The sequence below is a fragment of the Pseudomonas sp. IT-P218 genome (assembly GCF_949767605.1).
Lineage (GTDB): Bacteria > Pseudomonadota > Gammaproteobacteria > Pseudomonadales > Pseudomonadaceae > Aquipseudomonas > Aquipseudomonas putida_AE.
Genome location: NZ_CATKQQ010000022.1, coordinates 276,310 through 293,758 on the forward strand (window position 1 = coordinate 276,310; position 17,449 = coordinate 293,758).

Below are 17,449 nucleotides of genomic sequence, written 5' to 3' on the forward strand. Positions count from 1 at the left end.
GTTCCGTCAGGGTTGTGGTGGTCACATTGTTGTTTTGGCTTGTGTGGCTTCAAGCAGCGAGCGGCCCAGGAAATCCTGGTCACCGGTGACACCCGGCAGGGTGAAGAAGTACCCGCCGCCGACTGGCTTGAGGTATTCCTCCAGCGGTTCGCCGTTGAGTCGGGTTTGCACGGCAATGAAGCCTTTCTCCAGATCGGCCTGGTAACAGATGAAGAGCAGACCCATGTCGAGTTGGCCGTTCTTGTTTACACCGTTGGAATAGTTGAAGGGCCGGCGCAGGATCAGGTTGGCCTGGGTCGCGGCGGTGCGCGGGTTGGCCAGGCGGATATGCGCGTCGAGCCGGGTCAGCTTGCCTTGGGGGTCCTTGCCATAGTCGGGGACTTGCGATTCATGCTGGCCGCCCATGGGCGCACCGCTGGCCTTGACCCGGCCCAGAATGCTTTCCTGTTCCTGCAGCGGCGTACGGTCCCAGCGCTCGACGAAGTTGCGGATAATCCGCACCGCCTGATAGCTGCCATTGGCCGCCCAGGCCGGCTCGTCGCTGCCGGGCTGAACCCAGACGATGCGGTCCATGGCTTGGGCATTGTTGGAATCGGGGTTGGCCGAGCCGTCGCGAAAACCCAGGAAGTTGCGCGCGCTCTGTGCCGGCATACCCGGTTTGGCCGGGGCCTGGGGCGGCACGCTGCCTTCCTGCTTCCAGCGCACCAGGAGCAAGTCCGGCAGGTTTTTCACGATGTCACGCAGGGCGTGGATGTTGGTATCGGCGGTGTTGGCGCAGAACTGGATGCTCAAGTCGCCGTGGCAGCAATCAGCTTCCAGCGCATCGTTGGGGAAGCCGACCATCCGGATCAAACGCTTGGGCTTGACGTCGCTCAGGCCGAAACGCTCGTCAAACAGCGATGCGCCCACAGACACGGTGATGGTCAGGTTATCCGGCGTGACCACCGGCCCGAGAATCCCCGAATCCACCGGGGGCAGTTTCGGATCGACCTGGGCCACCGGGCCGCCCTTCATCAAAAACGCAATGCGTTGATTCAGGGTGCGAAACAGCCGCTCCAGGTCATCGCGATCGCTGGCCAGCACATCAAAGGCCACCAGCATGCCGGACGCCGGGCGTGGGGTGATGATGCCGCTCTGGTGTTTGCCATGGAAGTCATGGCGGTCATGGGTGCGCTCGCTGCTGGGCGCCTCGGTCACTTGCGCGGGGCTGGCGGCCATGGCCGGGCAGCTCAAGGCTCCACCTGCCAGTGCGACACCGGCGGCGCCCATGCCCATCAGGACCCGGCGGCGCTGAAGGTTGAATTGCTCTGAATCGTTCATCTGAAAGTCGTCTTCTGCTTACAGGCCGGAAAGGCCAAGGGCGGGGTCTATGGCATCGAGTGCGGCGGCCAGTGCCTTGGCCTTGTCGGCGATCTGTTGGCGTTGTTCGGCGCTGACGCTGTCGTAGCTGGCATAACCGTCGCCGACCTTGAAGCCGTTGAGTTCGCCATCGAAGTCGGCCAGGGCCGTGTCGATGTTTGCCAGCAGTGGCGCGGCGGATTTGCCCAGCAATGGGCGCAGCAGCTCGACCACCTTGCGGCTGGCGTCCAGGTTGCCGGCGAAGCCGTTGAGGTCGCTGTGGCTGTAGCGCTCCTCTTCGCCCGTGCTGGCGCCTACCTGTGCGATGTTGTCGAGATTGCGCACCGCGATGCTCACCAGTTGCTCCGGCGCCAGGGACTGGGCCAGCAACTGTTGCTTGAGCGCCGTGACGTCTGTCAGCAGGCGTTGGGCAAACGGTGCCAGGCCGTCGAGGTTGCGTTGCTCGAACAACGCATATTCGAGGCGATGGAAGCCCACGAAACCCGGATCCTGTTCGCGCTTTTCGAAGTAGTCCGCACGGGCATTGATCGCGTTGTCCAATTGCCCCAGGCGTTGAGCGGCGGGCGCCAGTCTCTGATATGCAACGCGCGCCGGCAGGTACAGCGCCTGCGCCTGTTCGAGGTCGCCGGCCCCAATGGCTTGCTCCAGGGCCGTGACCGCCTTGGTCAGCATCGAACCCTGGGTGCTCAGGTACACGCGGTACTCCGACAGCGGCCCGACAAACGCCAGTAAGGCAGGCCCGGCCTTGGCGGCGGCTTCCGACGCCGCCGTCGGGGTAACGTGCAGCGTGCCGCGCGGGTTGCTCAGCAGGCCGCAAGTGATGGTGTAATCGCCGGGCAGCAGGTTGGCGTTGATCACCTGGCTCAGTCCGGGCGCGATGTTTTCCCGTTCCTCGATCACCAGCACACCGTCGAGGATTTCCCATTCGACGGCGCGATCGGAGCGGTTGACGATGCGAAAACTGGAACTCCCGGCCGGCACCGTCAGGGCGTTCGGCTCGCAGCTGTGGCCGGCAATGGTCACCAGCACCTGGTCATGGTTGGCCTGGCGTTCGCGCTTGGCCGCGGCCAATTGCGCGGCATAGTAGAACAGGCCGCCGGCGGCGATCATCACGATCACCGAACCGGCCACCGCCCAGCGCAAGGCTCGGGGTGGGGAGACCTGGGGTGGAGTTTGATCTGGCATGGTTGCCCTTACTGACTGGAAGCGGGGGAATGGACTAACCCTGTAGGAGCGAGCTTGCTCGCGAAAAACCATTGGGCGCCGCTGGAAATCTGGTTTGGCGCGTTATCGTTCACGACCATCGCGAGCAAGCTCGCTCCTACTGGGGCGCGGTGCAGGGATGAAGAACATGACCGCCGCCACCAGCAGATAAATCAGATAGGCCCCGAGGGTGCTGACGGTCGGGGCGTCCTGGTAACCGAACATCCCGGCCAGCACCGAGCCCAGTGGGCCGTCCATCGGCAGCGAGGTGCTGAAATCGAAGAGCACGGTCTGCCAGTGATTCCAGATCCCGGCCTCATGCAGCGCCTGCACCGAGTTGGCCAGGATTCCCGCCGCCACCACGAGGATGAACAGCCCGGTCCAGCGGAAAAACGCGCCGAGATTGAGGCGCATGCTGCCGCTGTAGATCAGGAAACCGACGACGATGGCCAGCACCAGGCCGAGCAGGGCGCCTATCGGTGCCGACGGGCCTTCGCTTTGCTGGAATACCGCGAGCAGGAAAAACACCGTCTCCAGGCCTTCGCGGGCCACGGCGAAAAACACCATGGCGATCAGCGCGATCACCTGGTTCCGGGAACCGGCCAGAGCGTTGTCGAGGGAAACGTGCAGCGAGTGCTTGATCGAACGCGCCACTTTGCGCATCCAGAACACCATGGAACTGAGAATGCCGACCGCTACCAGGCCGACCAGACCCTCAAACAGCTCCTGCTGCTTCTGCGGAAACTCGGCGCTGACCAACTCCAGGCCACCGCCCACCAACAGCGCGAGGGCGGCGGCGAGGAACACCCCGACCCACACCGCGGGCATCCATTGGCCGCGGCCGGTCTGCTTGAGATAACTGGCGATAATGCCAACGATCAACGCGGCTTCAATGCCTTCGCGCAGCATGATCAGGAAAGGAACGAGCATTCAGCACCGTGGGGAATTAGATAGGGTGCTAAGTTGTAACATAATGACACTCATTCCCATATGGGAGTGATTGACAATTACCTGAACCTAAGCTGAACAATCGTTAAGATGTTAGCCGTCTTGCTGGCGATGGGGCCGCTGGATATTGCATCCGGCTTCAGGACGCCTTCGCTGGCAAACTCGCTACGCACTTAAATCAGGACGCAAGCATGGGCCTCATGGACGATTACTCATGATCTCTATTGTCGATCGCTTTTCACCGTATACCGAAGCGCTGAACGTCTCATCTTTTCGCAATTTGCTCATCGGGCAAAGCCTCTCGATGGCCGGTGACGCTATTTGCCTGGCCGCGTTGCCGATAGCCCTTATTCGAAGTGGATTCGCAGCGGACGTGTTCGGTTTTGTCATGGCGGCAGTCGGGGTAGGTACCGTGATGGGGGCCTTGGCCGGAGGTTTGCTGGCGGATCGACAGTCGGCGAAACAGGTGCTGATTTACACCGATACGGCTCGGGGTATTGCGCAGCTCACCGCCGTGGCGCTGATCTTCTGCGGTGCGCCTTGGTGGTGCCTGATCCTTGCCTATCTGATCTTTGGCATCGGCATCGGGGTATCCCGTCCGTGTGCCCAGGTACTGCTCGTCAATTTGCTGCCCAAGCAAGCACTGGTTGCCGGCAATGGTGCGATGAACTTTGTCGATAACCTGGTTGCTGTGCTGTTTCCCGCGACGCTGGGCGTGTTCATCATTTTCTGGGACCCGGTCTGGGGCATCTTGATCGATGGTCTGACGTTCTTTTGCGCTGCCGTTTATACGGCGAAGTTGCCCGATATAGAGCGACGTGAGTGCGAGGAGGGGATCTCGATCCGAGAAGCGGTCAGCGGCATTAGCGTTATTACCGGCAATTCCATGCTCTCGCTGGGTTTTGCAGCCACGCTGGTGGTGAACGTATTGTGCTTTCCGATTTTTCTGGTCGTCGCACCCTATGCCATCAGCGATCGCTTCAGTCAGGAAATGTGGGGACTGTGTCTGGCCGCATCGGGATTCGGTGCGTGCATTGGATCTGTCATCACGGTTCTCGCTTGCGGCCATGAGCGACTGATCAGTCTTGCCGTGGCCTGCGGCTTGCTGCTGGCTGGCGCGATGGCGCTTCTCGGCATGGGAAGCTCGTTCTGGATGGCGATACTGGGGGCGACCTTCGTGGGCATCGTCGAAGCGGCCTGGTTGACGGGATGGGCCACCGCGATGCAGACACTTTCTCCCGAGAAGGACCTCGGCAAAGTGGTGGCGGTCGATACGTTCTTTACCAGTGGACTGCACCCCTTCATTTATCTAGGAAGCGGAGTCGTCGGCGGGCTGGTGGGTTACTCCCAGACCCTTTCCCTCACGGCAATCGTCAGTGCCGTAGGAACACTGTTGATTGTGCTGGCGGCTTTTACGGTCATGCCAAGGCGAGCTCAAAAACTGTAGGAGCCAGTCTGGCTCCTACGGGACATGACAGGATCAAGCGTTACGATGCCGCAAACTACGCTCCATCCGCGCAATCCCTTCCTCCAGCAATGACCGCGGGCAGCCGAAGTTCAGGCGCACGAACTGTTTGCAGTCATCGCCGAAATCCAGGCCAGGGCTCAGACCGACCTTGGCCTGTTCGAGGAAGAACTGTTGCGGGTTATCCAGCCCCAGCGCTGAGCAATCGAGCCAGGCCAGGTAAGTGCTTTGCGGCACGTTCAGGGTGATGCCCGGCAAACGGCTGCGCACGGCGTCGACCAGGTAATCGCGGTTGGCCTGCAGGTAGTCTTTCAATGCGGCGAGCCACGGCGCGGCTTCGCTGTAGGCGACGCGGGTGGCTTCCATGCCCAGCGGGTTGACGCTGTCGACCATGCCGCAGCGGGCATGATTGACCTTCTCGCGCAGGTGGCGGTCCTGGATGATCATGAATGAGGTCTTCATGCCGGCGATGTTGTAGGCCTTGCTGGCCGACATCAACGTGATGGTGCGCTGGGCGATTTGCGGGCTCAGGGACGCCATCGGCAGGTGCTGGCGGCCGTCGAAGCACAGTTCGGCGTGGATCTCGTCGGAAATGATCCAGGCCTCGTTGGCCAGGCAGATGTCCGCAATGGCCAGCAGTTCTTCGCGGCCGAACGTTTTGCCCAACGGGTTGTGCGGGTTGCTCAGCAGCAGCGCGCCGCCGCCTTGCAGGGACTCGTTCAAGGTCGACAGTGGCGTGGCGTAGGTGCCGTCCGGCTGCGGGTCGAAGGTCAGTTCGACCTTGTTCAGGCCCCAATGGCCTGGCGCGTGACGCAGGGGCGGGTAGTTCGGCACTTGCACGACCACGTTCTGTGCCGGCTGTACCAGCGCCTTGAGCGCCATGTTGAAGCCCGACTCGACGCCCGGCAGGAAGATCAGCTCCTGCGGCTCGACACGCCAGGCGTACTTGTTCCACAAATCGGCCACGATGGCTTCGCGCAAATCGTCCTTGGCCATGCTGTAGCCCAGCAGCGGGTGTTCCAGGCGCTTTTGCAGGGCCTGGACGATCACCGGCGGCGCGGCGAAATCCATGTCGGCGACCCACATCGGCAGCACGTCGGCCGGGTAGCGGCTCCATTTGGTGCTGCCAGTGTCGTGGCGATCGAACATCTGATCAAAATCGAAAGTCATGCGCAGTCTCGTAAAGGCCGGTTAATCATGGTGGCCATGATAAGCACCAATCCCTGTGGGAGCGAGCGGGACCTGTAGGAGCTGCCGCAGGCTGCGATCTTTTGATCTTGCTTTAAAAAAATCAAAAGATCGCAGCCTCGTTGCACTCGGCAGCTCCTACAGGGGGCGCGTCGCCCGACGGTCGGTTCTCATGGTGAATTCGACAGCCTTGTCTAAAATTCAAGAGGCGGTAGCCAGACTGCCGCCACCGTGATTGTCCAGAAAAACCCGCCAAAGCAGCGGATTTCCACCTGATCAGGAGTGCACGATGGACCTCAGCCGTCGTCAGTTCTTCAAGGTCGCCGGTATCGGCCTTGCAGGCTCGAGCCTGGGCGCGTTGGGCATGGCCCCGACTGCCGCCTTCGCCGAGCAGGTGCGCCACTTCAAGCTCGCCCACACCCATGAAACCCGTAACACCTGCCCGTATTGCTCGGTCGGTTGCGGGTTGATCATGTACAGCCAGGGCGATACTGCCAAGAACGTCGCGCAAAACATCATCCATATCGAAGGCGACGCCGACCACCCGGTCAACCGCGGCACCCTGTGCCCCAAAGGCGCAGGTTTGCTCGACTTCATTCACAGCCCCGGCCGCCTGCAATACCCGCAGGTGCGCAAGCCCGGCAGCAGTGAGTGGACGCGCATTTCCTGGGATGAAGCGCTCGATCGCGTCGCCGACCTGATGAAGGCCGACCGCGACGCCAACTTCATCGAGAAGAACGACCAGGGCCAGACGGTCAACCGCTGGCTCACCACGGGTTTTCTCGCGGCATCGGCGGCGTCCAACGAAGCGGGCTACATCACCCACAAGGTGGTGCGCAGCCTCGGCATGCTGGGGTTCGATAACCAGGCGCGTGTCTGACACGGCCCGACGGTGGCAAGTCTTGCCCCGACGTACGGCCGTGGAGCCATGACCAACCACTGGACCGATATCGCCAACGCGAACCTGGTCCTGGTGATGGGCGGCAACGCAGCAGAAGCGCACCCATGTGGCTTCAAATGGGTGACCGAAGCCAAGGCGCACAACAAGGCGCGGCTGATCGTGGTCGATCCGCGTTTTACCCGGACCGCCTCGGTGGCCGATTATTACGCGCCGATCCGCACCGGTACTGACATCGCCTTCATGGGCGGGTTGATCAATTACCTGTTGACCGAGGACAAGATCCAGCACGAATACGTGCGCAACTACACCGACGTATCGTTCATCGTCAAGGCCGGCTATGGCTTCGAGGACGGGATTTTCAGTGGCTATGACGCGGCCAAGCGTACGTACACGGACAAGTCCGGCTGGGGCTATGAACTCGGTGAAGACGGTTTTGCCAAAGTCGACCCGACCTTGCAGGATCCGCGCTGCGTCTATCAACTGATGAAGCAGCATTACAGCCGTTACAACATCGAACTGGCGAGCCAGATTTGCGGCATGCCGGTCGATGCGATGCAGAAAATCTGGGAGGAGATCGCCACTTGCTCGACGCCGGGCAAGACCATGACCATCCTCTATGCGCTGGGTTGGACCCAGCACTCGATTGGCGCGCAGATCATCCGCAGCGCGGCGATGGTGCAACTGTTGCTGGGCAACGTCGGCATGCCGGGCGGGGGCGTTAATGCCTTGCGCGGGCATTCCAACATTCAGGGCCTGACCGACCTGGGCCTGTTGTCCAACGCGCTGCCGGGTTATCTCACGCTGGCCGGCGATGCCGAGCAGGACTACAACGCCTACATCCTCAAACGCACGCAGAAACCGCTGCGGCCGGGGCAACTGTCCTACTGGCAGAACTACAGCAAATTCCACGTGAGCCTGATGAAAGCCTGGTACGGCGCCAATGCCACACTGGAAAATAATTGGGCGTACGACTATCTGCCGAAACTGGACATTCCCAACTACGACATCCTCAAGGTGTTCGACCTGATGGGCCAGGGCAAGGTCAACGGCTACATGTGCCAGGGCTTCAACCCGATTGCGGCGTTGCCGGACAAGAACCGCGTGATGGCCGCGCTGGCCAAACTCAAATGGTTGGTGGTGATGGACCCGCTGGCCACCGAAACCTCGGAGTTCTGGCAGAAGGTCGGGCCGTACAACGACGTCAACAGCGCCGACATCCAGACCGAAGTGATTCGCCTGCCCACCACCTGCTTTGCCGAGGAAGACGGTTCGCTGGTCAACAGCAGTCGCTGGCTGCAATGGCACTGGAAGGGCGCCGACGGTCCCGGAGAGTCGTACACCGACATCCGCATCATGAGCGAGCTGTTCCTGCGCCTGCGCCAGCGCTATCAGGCCGAGGGCGGGGCCTATCCCGACCCGCTGCTGAAACTGTCGTGGCCGTACAAGGTGCCCGACGAACCGTCACCGGAAGAACTGGCCAAGGAGGTCAACGGCTACGCTGTCACCGACTTTACCGACGCCACGGGGGCGCTGATCAAGGGCAATACGCAACTGGCCGGGTTCGGCCAGCTCAAGGACGACGGCGGCACGGCGTCCGGTTGCTGGATTTTCTGCGGCAGCTGGACCGAAACCGGCAACCAGATGGCCCGGCGCGACAACAACGACCCCTATGGCATGCACCAGCACCAGGGTTGGGCCTGGGCCTGGCCGGCGAACCGGCGGATTCTCTATAACCGCGCCTCGGCCGACCCGCAAGGCAAGCCCTGGGACGAGAAAAAACGCCTGGTGTGGTGGAACGGCAAAGCCTGGGCCGGTACCGATGTACCGGACTTCAAGGCTGACGTGGCGCCGGAAGCGGGGATGAATCCATTCATCATGAACCCCGAAGGCGTGGCGCGGTTCTTCGCCGTCGACAAGATGAACGAGGGCCCATTCCCCGAGCACTACGAGCCGTTCGAGACGCCGATCGGCATCAACCCGCTGCACCCGCAGAACAAGAAAGCCACCAGCAACCCGGCGGCGCGGATCTTCGATTCGGTCTGGGATTCCCTGGGCGTGGCCAAGGACTACCCGTACGCCGCCACCAGCTACCGGCTGACCGAGCATTTCCACTTCTGGAGCAAGCACTGCAAGCTCAACGCGATCACCCAGCCCGAGCAGTTCGTCGAGATCGGCGAAGTGCTGGCCAGGGAAAAAGGCATCGTCGCCGGCGACCGGGTGCGGGTCAGCAGCAAGCGTGGCTTCATCGAAGCGGTGGCGGTGGTGACCAAGCGGATTCGTCCGCTGCAGGTCAACAACCAGGTGGTGCACCAGATCGGTATCCCGTTGCACTGGGGCTTCACCGGGCTCACGCGCCACGGCTACCTGACCAACACCCTGGTGCCGTTCCTCGGCGATGGCAACACCCAGACCCCGGAATCCAAGTCATTCCTGGTCAACGTGGAGAAAGTCTAAATGGCCAGCCAAGACATCATTGCCCGCTCGGCCACCACCACCGTGCCCCCATCGGTACGCGACCAGGAGGAAGTCGCCAAGCTGATCGACACCACCAAGTGCATTGGCTGCAAGGCCTGCCAGGTCGCCTGCTCGGAATGGAACGAGCTGCGCGACGAGGTCGGCCACAACCTTGGTACCTACGACAACCCCCAGGACCTGACTGCAGAAACCTGGACCCTGATGCGTTTCACCGAGCACGAAACCGACGCCGGCAACCTCGAATGGCTGATCCGCAAGGACGGCTGCATGCACTGCGCCGAACCCGGTTGCCTGGCCGCGTGCCCCAGTCCCGGGGCGATCATCAAGCACGCCAACGGCATCGTCGATTTCAACCAGGATCACTGCATCGGCTGCGGCTACTGCATCACCGGTTGCCCGTTCAATATTCCGCGCATCTCGCAAAAGGACCACAAGGCCTACAAATGCACCCTGTGCTCGGATCGGGTGGCGGTGGGGCTGGAGCCGGCCTGCGTGAAAACCTGTCCGACCGGCGCCATCGTGTTCGGCACCAAGCAGGACATGAAGGAACACGCCGCCGAACGCATCGTCGACCTCAAGAGCCGCGGCTTCGACAACGCCGGGCTGTACGACCCTGCCGGTGTCGGCGGCACTCACGTGATGTATGTGTTGCACCACGCCGACACGCCGAAGCTGTACGCCGGCCTGCCGAGCGATCCGGTGATCAGCCCGTTGGTCGATCTGTGGAAAGGTGTGAGCAAACCCCTGGGCCTGTTGGCCATGGGACTGGCGGTACTGGCCGGATTTTTCCACTACGTGCGCGTCGGCCCGCAGGTGGTCGAGGAGGATGAGCTGCCGCCGCCCATCGATCCTGCCGTACATGAAGTCGATCCGACGGTGCACACCTATGATCCGAAGCGGGAGGACAGGCCATGATCCGCAAACAGATCCTGCGCTATACCGCCAACCAGCGCACCAACCACTGGCTGGTGGCGATCCTGTTTTTCATGGCGGGGCTGTCCGGGCTGGCACTGTTTCATCCGGCGCTGTTCTGGCTGAGCCACCTGTTCGGTGGCGGGCCCTGGACGCGCATCCTGCACCCGTTCATGGGCGTGGTGATGTTCGTGCTGTTCCTCGGGTTGGTGGTGCAGTTCTGGCGCGCCAACTACTTCATCGACAACGATCGCCTGTGGCTGCGGCGCATCGACCGGGTGATGAAAAACGAAGAGGAGGGCGTGCCTCCCATCGGCAAGTACAACCCCGGGCAGAAGCTGCTGTTCTGGACTTTACTGCTGTGCATGTTGGGACTGCTGTTCACGGGGCTGGTGATCTGGCGCGCGTATTTCAGCGAGTACTTCGGCATCACCACGATTCGCTGGGCGATGCTGCTGCACGCGCTGGCCGGTTTCGTGCTGATCCTCTGCATCATCGTGCACATCTACGCCGGCATCTGGATCAAGGGCTCGGTCCACGCCATGCTGCATGGTCGGGTCAGCCGCGCCTGGGCCAGGAAACATCACGAACTCTGGTACCGCGAAGTGACCCGTGACGACGAGCGTCCGCGTCCCGACCCACCGCTGGGCAAAAAAGGATAACGATTTGGCCACCATCCTGGAGCCGGGACAGATCGAAGCGGCGGCGACATCGCCGCCGTTTCTGCACCTTCCACCGCAAAACCTGTTCGCCTTGCGCGCGCTGCGCCTGGAGCGCCTTGCCGAAGGGCATCCGCTGGCCGATTACCTGCGCCTGGTTGCGGGGTTGTGCAACGTACAGCAGCAGCTGATGGACGATCCACCCGCGGCGGCAGTGCCGGACCCGCAACGCATCCGCCTGTGCCTGGAGCATGGCCTGCCGCCGTTTGCCGCCGACAGCCTGGTGCGCGAGGACGCGTGGCTGGCGTATCTGCAGGGGCTGTTGCAGCACTATCAGCCACCGCCACAGCCGGCGGTGGAAAACGCCGTGGCGACCTTGCGTGAGGCCAGCGTCGGGCAACTCAAGGCCTGGGCCATTGCCCTGGTCAGCGGGCAGTTCGCCTTGCTGCCGGCGGCGCTGGTGCCATTTCTGGGGGCGGCCTTGCAAGTTGCCTGGAGCCATTGGTTGCTGAGCACAAAGGACCTCACGTTGAAACCCGGCAACAGCCTCAACCAATGCCCGGCTTGCGGTTCACCGGCCATGGCCGGGGTGATCCGCCATCGCGGCAAATACAACGGCTTGCGCTACCTGGTGTGCTCACTGTGTGCCTGCGAATGGCATGTGGTGCGGGTCAAGTGCGTGTATTGCGAGCAGAGCAAAGGCTTGCAATACGTGAGCCTCGACAGCGACCGCCACGCCGCGGACAAGGCACCGCTGCGCGCGGAAACCTGCCCTGGTTGCCACAGTTATCTCAAGCAGCTTTATCTCGAATGCGACGCCGAAGCCGAAGCCTTGTCCGCCGACCTGAGCAGCCTGATCCTCGACATGCGCCTGGAGCAGGAGGGCTTTGTGCGTCCTGCGCCCAATCTGTTGCTGGCCCCCGGGGGCGACTGAAGCGAGCGTCTACACTCAGGCGGTCAACCTTTGCCGGAGCGCCTGATGTCCGCCCGATCTGCCAGCCAAGCCTTGCGATTGCCTTCGATCGACAGCCTGCTTCGCCATCCGGCCTGCCAGCCGCTGGCCGAACGTTATGGGCGCCACGCCTTGCTCGCCAGCCTGCGCCAGTTGCTCGATGACTTGCGCGAACCGGTCCTGGCAGGACTTCTCAACGAGGTCGAACTTACCCCGCACGTGCTGGCGGGCAGGGCGGGCGAGCGTCTGGCCAGCCAGCACCGCAGCCACGTGCGCCGGGTGTTCAACCTCACCGGCACGGTCCTGCACACCAACCTGGGCCGCGCCTTGTTGCCGGAGGAAGCCATCGACGCCGTGCGAATGGCCGCGCGCTATCCGTTGAACCTGGAATTCGACCTGGACAGCGGCAAGCGCGGCGACCGCGACGACCTGATCGAGGGCCTGATCCGCGAGCTGACCGGCGCCGAAGCGGTGACCGTGGTCAACAACAATGCCGCCGCGGTGCTGCTGACCCTCAACAGCCTGGGCGTTCGCAAGGAAGGAATCATCTCCCGGGGCGAACTGATCGAAATCGGCGGCGCCTTTCGTATCCCCGACATCATGGCGCGGGCCGGAGTGAAACTGGTCGAGGTCGGCACCACCAATCGCACCCATGCCCGCGACTACGAAGCCGTCATCGGCCCGCGCAGCGGGTTGATCATGCGGGTGCATGCGAGCAACTACAGCATCGAGGGTTTCACCACCCGGGTGCCGACCGCCGAGCTGGCGCAACTGGCGCACCAACATGGCTTGCCGCTGCTCGAAGACCTCGGTAGCGGCAGTCTGCTGGACCTGACCCGTTGGGGCTTGCCGGCCGAACCGACGGTGCGCCAGGCCCTGCTCGATGGCGCGGACATCGTCACCTTCAGCGGCGACAAGTTGCTCGGTGGCCCGCAAGCCGGGTTGATTGTCGGGCGCAAGGCGTTGATCACGCGGATCAAGAAAAACCCGCTCAAACGTGCGTTGCGGGTCGACAAGCTGACTCTGGCAGCGCTCGAAGCGGTGTTGGGGCTGTACCGCAACCCTGATCGATTGGCTGAGCGCCTGCCGAGCCTGCGCCTGCTGACGCGTACGCAGGCCGACATCCTCGCTCAGGCTGAACGTCTGCAACCGTCATTGGCACGGGTGTTGGGCGCTCATTGGAGTGTCAGCGCAGTGCCGGCGCTGGGCATGATCGGCAGCGGCAGCCAACCGGTGGCGCGCTTGCCCAGTGCCGCGCTGTGCCTGCGACCGCTTACCTCCAAACGTCTGCGCGGGCGAAGCCTGCTTGGGCTCGAAGAAGCGCTGCGCGCCTTGCCGATCCCGGTGCTCGGGCGCATCGACGACGACGCCTTGTGGCTGGACCTGCGGCAACTGGACGACGAACCGGCCTGGCTGGCGCAACTCGATCAATTGCAGGTGACCTGAGATGATCGTCGGCACTGCCGGGCACATCGACCATGGCAAGACCGCATTGCTCGAGGCACTGACCGGGCAGGCCGGTGATCGACGCCGCGAAGAGCGCGAACGCGGCATGACCATCGACCTCGGCTACCTTTACGCCGCCCTCGAGCCGGGCACGGCCCTCACCGGTTTTATCGACGTACCCGGGCATGAACGCTTCACCCACAACATGCTCGCCGGCGCACAGGGCATCGACCTGGTGTTGCTGGTGGTGGCCGCCGACGACGGCGTGATGCCGCAGACCCGGGAACACCTGGCCATCGTCGAACTGTTGGGCATTCCCCGCGCACTCGTGGCGATCAGCAAATGCGACCGGGTCGAATCCTCCCGGGTGCAAGAGGTGCGCGAGCAAATCCAGGCCTTGCTGACGCTGGGGCCCTATGCCAATGCACCGTTGATCACGCTGTCGAGCGTGACCGGGCAGGGCATCGACACCCTGCGCCAGGCGTTGCTCGATGCCCAGCGTGAGGTGCGGCAACGCAGCCTCGCTGGTGGCTTTCGCCTGGCGATCGATCGGGCATTCAGCGTCGCAGGCGCCGGGATCGTGGTCACCGGCACGGCGCTGTCCGGCGAGGTGACGGTGGGCGATACGCTGTTGCTCGGTCCCCTCGGCAAACCCGTGCGGGTGCGTGGCCTGCATGCGCAGAATCAAGCCGCCGAACGTGCGACCGCAGGACAGCGCGTTGCCTTGAACCTGAGCGCGGATCGCCTGGCGCTGGAGCAGATTCATCGCGGCCAGTGGCTGTCGACGCAGTGGCTGTACGCACCGACCCAGCGCCTGGATATCGACCTGCGGTTGTTGCCCGGGGAGCCTCGCGCCTTCGAGCATTTTCAACCGGTGCATGCGCATATCGGCACTCAAGACGTGACCGGGCGCGTGGCCCTGCTGGAGGGATCCAGCCTGGCGCCGGGTGAGCGGATGTTCGCGCAGATCCTGCTCAATGCGCCGGTGCAGGCCGTGAAGGGCGATCCGCTGATCCTGCGTGACCAGAGCGCGCAACGGACCCTGGGCGGCGGTCGCGTGCTCGATCCGTTCGCACAGAGCCGACACCGGCGCAGTCCCGAGCGACTGGCGCAGCTACAGGCGTTGCGGGCGAGCACTGGCCTGGAAGCCGTCATGCCGACACTGCTGGCCAACAGTGACAGCGGGCTTGACCTGCAACGCCTGGAACGCCAGTTCAACCATCCGCGGGCAAACTGGGTGTTGCCGGATGACGTGCGCCTGATCGAAACCCGCCAGGGTCCGCTGTTGTTCAGCGCCGGTCGCTGGCAGGCCTTGAAAGCGGATGTGTTGGAGCATCTGGCGCGCTTTCACCAATTGGAGCCGGACCAGATGGGGCCGGACCGCGATCGCCTGCGTCGATTCAGCGGCACGGCACTCGATCGCCCGTCCTTCATCAGTTTGCTCGACGAATTACTGGCCGATGGGGTCATCACCACCAGCGGGCCATGGCTGCATCTGCCCAGTCATCAAGTGCGTTTGAGTGAAGAGGACGAAGCCCTTTGGCAACAGTTGCAGCCGCGGTTCGACGACGCCGGGTTCAATTCGCCGTGGGTGCGCGAACTGGGTCATGATGAGGCCACCGTGCGCTTGCTGTTGCGCAAGATGGCCCGGCTGGGGCTGCTGCATCAAGTGGTCCGCGACCTGTTTTACACCGATGCGGTGATCCGGCGATTGGCGGCTATGCTGATGCAACTGGCCGAGGCTGACCCGGTGATCCAGGTGTCGGCGTTTCGCGATGCGGTGGGACTGGGGCGCAAGCGCAGCATCCAGATTCTCGAATATTTCGATCGGCTCGGGCTGACCCGGCGGTTTGGCGAAAGGCGCCACATCCGCCCGGACAATGCCCTGGCCCGGTCCACGGATCATTGATTTTTTGGAAGGTAATCGCGCCCGGTGGCGCGGCCGGGCTTCAAACCCGGTTGGGGACGGCATCCGTTCCCGGGCAGGTTCGACTCCGGCTACCTTCCGCCAGTTTCCCTGGCTCGCGCAAAACTTTGGGGGTGAGCATCCTGCGCTAGCCAAGTTGGCTTATTTTAGCGGAGTAAACTGTCGAGGTAGAGCGTATGTGCAAGCTCCAGCCGGCATATCGGCATATCCTCGAAACGATTTCCAGGCCGAATCCATATCCTGCAACTGATTCAACTTCAGTGAGTGTATTTGAAATAACCAGGCTGTTCTGGTTGGCGGCAATCAGCAGGCGCTGTCCGCCGTGCTGGATGGCGTTGTTGATGAGGTTGTGAATCAAGCTTTTCAGCAGTATTGGGTCGGCGCTGATCATCAGGTCCTGTTTTACCTGAAGCTGGACACTCATCGAGTCGATTTTCGGTTGGTGTCGCAGCAGTGCGTCGTTCAGCAGTTGTTGTAGATTAATGTTGGCGCATTTTTGACCGATCTTCTCGCGGCTTAGACAAAGGAACAGTTCAATCAAATCTTCCATGTCTCTTGATGCCTGCTGCAGGCGTTGAAGATTGCGCGCCTTTTTCGTCTCGTCGCAGCCGGGCAATTTAATGACAGCCAGGGAGTTTCTGATAATGCTCAGCGGAGTTCTTAACTCATGGCTCACATGTCGGGTGAAGGCTTGCTCTCTATCCAGCGTATTTTCCAGGCGTTCAAGTGCTCCACTGATCACTCGGCTTAGAACACCTACTTCATCCTTGCGATGATTGCTTTCGAGCTGTTTGGTCTTGAGGGGGTGTCGGGACAGATCCTTGGCTAACTGCACAACCGGCGCGGATATGATTCGCGCCATGACAATCGAAACTACTGCGCCCGCTATTATAATGAGTCCGGCCAGTGCCCAGAGCAGACTGATTGTTGTTGGCGCAAAGCTGTCCAGGGAACTCATTTTGGACTCGTCAAGTATCATGTAGATCTTGTTGGCTGTGCCCGGCATTTTTTTGATGAGAACGTGCGTATCGCCGATTTCGTGCAGTCCCTCACTTAGTGGTTTGGCAAAGTCTGGCAATTCGAGGCTATCACCCCAGAACGTCTGCAGATAACTTGTATTGGGTAACGGTGTAGCACTTGCGTCTTGCACGTACTCGCGCTCGAACGCCTCAAATTCACGCTTCAGGTAATGTTTGACGATGTAGTCCTCTGTCATCGAGATCGAGGCCCAGATCAACACGCTGTAAATGATCGCAACGAGGGTAGAAAAGGGGATCAGTATGGAGAGGATCCGGACAAAAAAGGAATTAGTGGGGGATCGCAAGCCGGTATCCTTTTCCGTGGAGGGTGACCAGTGAGTGATCCAGGTTCAGCTTGGCGAGTAGCCGTCTGAGGCGGTAGATGTGGGTGCGCAGTGGATCGCTGTCGGGTGGATCAGAATCGGGCCAGATAGCGAGTTCAAGCTGCCTTCTGCTGAGGGGGCTTGGGGCTGCCTCGACAAGCATCTTCAATATTCGAAACTGTATATCGGGAAGTTGGGTCCGCAGCTCTCCACGACTGACCATGAACGTTGCTTCAGTCAACTCAAGGTCCCCGCACATTATCGGAGTCGAAAGCGGCCGGGGTCGTTGCCGGCGTAATAATGCGTTGATCCTGAGCCTGAGTTCTTCAGGTTCAAATGGCTTCACCAGATAGTCGTCAGCACCCGCCTCGAACCCGTCCCGCTTGTCAGCCAAGGTGTCGCGGGCCGTCAGGAATATGATGGGCACGGTATTGCCTTGTTCCCGGATCCGCCTGCAGGTGTCGAACCCGTTCAGTCGCGGCATCGTGACATCCAGAATGATGGCGGCGTAATTATTGGACTTCAACAATTCCAGGCAGGATCGCCCATCGTAGGCATGATCTATATCGATTTCGAACTCCGAAAGATAGTCGCATAGTGTGCCGGCCAACGCGACGTCGTCTTCAACCAATAATATTTCATGCATGGACAATGCTCGCGTTAATGCTTGTC

The 17,449-nt window shown here is 61.8% G+C and carries 13 protein-coding genes and 1 tRNA gene; 8 read left to right on the forward strand and 6 right to left on the reverse strand.

Going from position 1 to position 17,449, the window contains the following annotated elements; genetic code table 11:
- Positions 1-21: 21 nt before the first annotated feature.
- The 3 genes from efeB to efeU form a co-directional block, all read right to left on the reverse strand.
- On the reverse strand, positions 22-1,320 hold the full coding sequence (gene efeB, locus ACM6I6_RS15360) for an iron uptake transporter deferrochelatase/peroxidase subunit (RefSeq protein ID WP_414920155.1): 1,299 nt from the start codon (positions 1,318-1,320) through the stop codon (positions 22-24).
- A gap of 18 nt (positions 1,321-1,338) precedes the next feature.
- Positions 1,339-2,544, reverse strand: coding sequence for an iron uptake system protein EfeO (gene efeO, locus ACM6I6_RS15365; RefSeq protein WP_414920156.1), 1,206 nt, complete (start codon positions 2,542-2,544; stop codon positions 1,339-1,341).
- 102 nt (positions 2,545-2,646) lie between these two features.
- Positions 2,647-3,492: an iron uptake transporter permease EfeU gene (efeU, locus tag ACM6I6_RS15370; protein WP_414920157.1), complete on the reverse strand. Its 846-nt coding sequence runs from the start codon at positions 3,490-3,492 to the stop codon at positions 2,647-2,649.
- Between the two features lie 232 nt (positions 3,493-3,724).
- Here efeU and ACM6I6_RS15375 point away from each other — a divergent pair, with 232 nt between their 5' ends.
- Positions 3,725-4,957 (forward strand): MFS transporter, encoded by a 1,233-nt coding sequence (locus ACM6I6_RS15375; RefSeq protein ID WP_406590685.1) that lies wholly within the window; start codon positions 3,725-3,727, stop codon positions 4,955-4,957.
- 33 nt (positions 4,958-4,990) lie between these two features.
- Here ACM6I6_RS15375 and ACM6I6_RS15380 read toward each other — a convergent pair whose 3' ends face one another.
- Positions 4,991-6,145, reverse strand: a complete 1,155-nt coding sequence (locus ACM6I6_RS15380) for a MalY/PatB family protein (RefSeq protein WP_414920158.1) — start codon at positions 6,143-6,145, stop codon at positions 4,991-4,993.
- 307 nt (positions 6,146-6,452) lie between these two features.
- Here ACM6I6_RS15380 and fdnG point away from each other — a divergent pair, with 307 nt between their 5' ends.
- The 7 genes from fdnG to ACM6I6_RS15415 all read left to right on the forward strand — a co-directional run bounded on the left by fdnG (position 6,453) and on the right by ACM6I6_RS15415 (position 15,519).
- Positions 6,453-9,518, forward strand: a complete 3,066-nt coding sequence (gene fdnG, locus ACM6I6_RS15385) for a formate dehydrogenase-N subunit alpha (protein ID WP_414920159.1) — start codon at positions 6,453-6,455, stop codon at positions 9,516-9,518.
- On the forward strand, positions 9,519-10,454 hold the full coding sequence (gene fdxH, locus ACM6I6_RS15390) for a formate dehydrogenase subunit beta (protein ID WP_414920160.1): 936 nt from the start codon (positions 9,519-9,521) through the stop codon (positions 10,452-10,454).
- On the forward strand, positions 10,451-11,113 hold the full coding sequence (locus tag ACM6I6_RS15395) for a formate dehydrogenase subunit gamma (protein ID WP_414920161.1): 663 nt from the start codon (positions 10,451-10,453) through the stop codon (positions 11,111-11,113). Before fdxH ends, ACM6I6_RS15395 begins: the two co-directional genes overlap by 4 nt.
- Before the next feature lie 4 nt (positions 11,114-11,117).
- Complete coding sequence (gene fdhE / locus ACM6I6_RS15400) at positions 11,118-12,044, forward strand: formate dehydrogenase accessory protein FdhE (protein ID WP_274077293.1); 927 nt, start codon at positions 11,118-11,120, stop codon at positions 12,042-12,044.
- Between the two features lie 45 nt (positions 12,045-12,089).
- Positions 12,090-13,508, forward strand: a complete 1,419-nt coding sequence (selA, locus tag ACM6I6_RS15405; protein WP_414920162.1) for an L-seryl-tRNA(Sec) selenium transferase — start codon at positions 12,090-12,092, stop codon at positions 13,506-13,508.
- A 1-nt stretch (position 13,509) separates the two neighbouring features.
- The gene (selB, locus tag ACM6I6_RS15410) at positions 13,510-15,417 is read left to right on the forward strand and encodes a selenocysteine-specific translation elongation factor (RefSeq protein WP_414920163.1); all 1,908 of its coding nucleotides are present in this window, start codon (positions 13,510-13,512) and stop codon (positions 15,415-15,417) included.
- Positions 15,418-15,423: 6 nt separating this feature from the next.
- Positions 15,424-15,519, forward strand: a tRNA-Sec gene (locus ACM6I6_RS15415).
- A gap of 43 nt (positions 15,520-15,562) precedes the next feature.
- On the opposite strand, the gene ACM6I6_RS15420 is transcribed toward ACM6I6_RS15415, so the two are convergent.
- Both ACM6I6_RS15420 and ACM6I6_RS15425 read right to left on the reverse strand, forming a co-directional pair.
- Positions 15,563-16,759, reverse strand: a complete 1,197-nt coding sequence (locus ACM6I6_RS15420) for a HAMP domain-containing sensor histidine kinase (protein ID WP_323628214.1) — start codon at positions 16,757-16,759, stop codon at positions 15,563-15,565.
- On the reverse strand, positions 16,743-17,423 hold the full coding sequence (locus tag ACM6I6_RS15425) for a response regulator transcription factor (RefSeq protein ID WP_274077289.1): 681 nt from the start codon (positions 17,421-17,423) through the stop codon (positions 16,743-16,745). Before ACM6I6_RS15425 ends, ACM6I6_RS15420 begins: the two co-directional genes overlap by 17 nt.
- Positions 17,424-17,449: the final 26 nt, after the last annotated feature.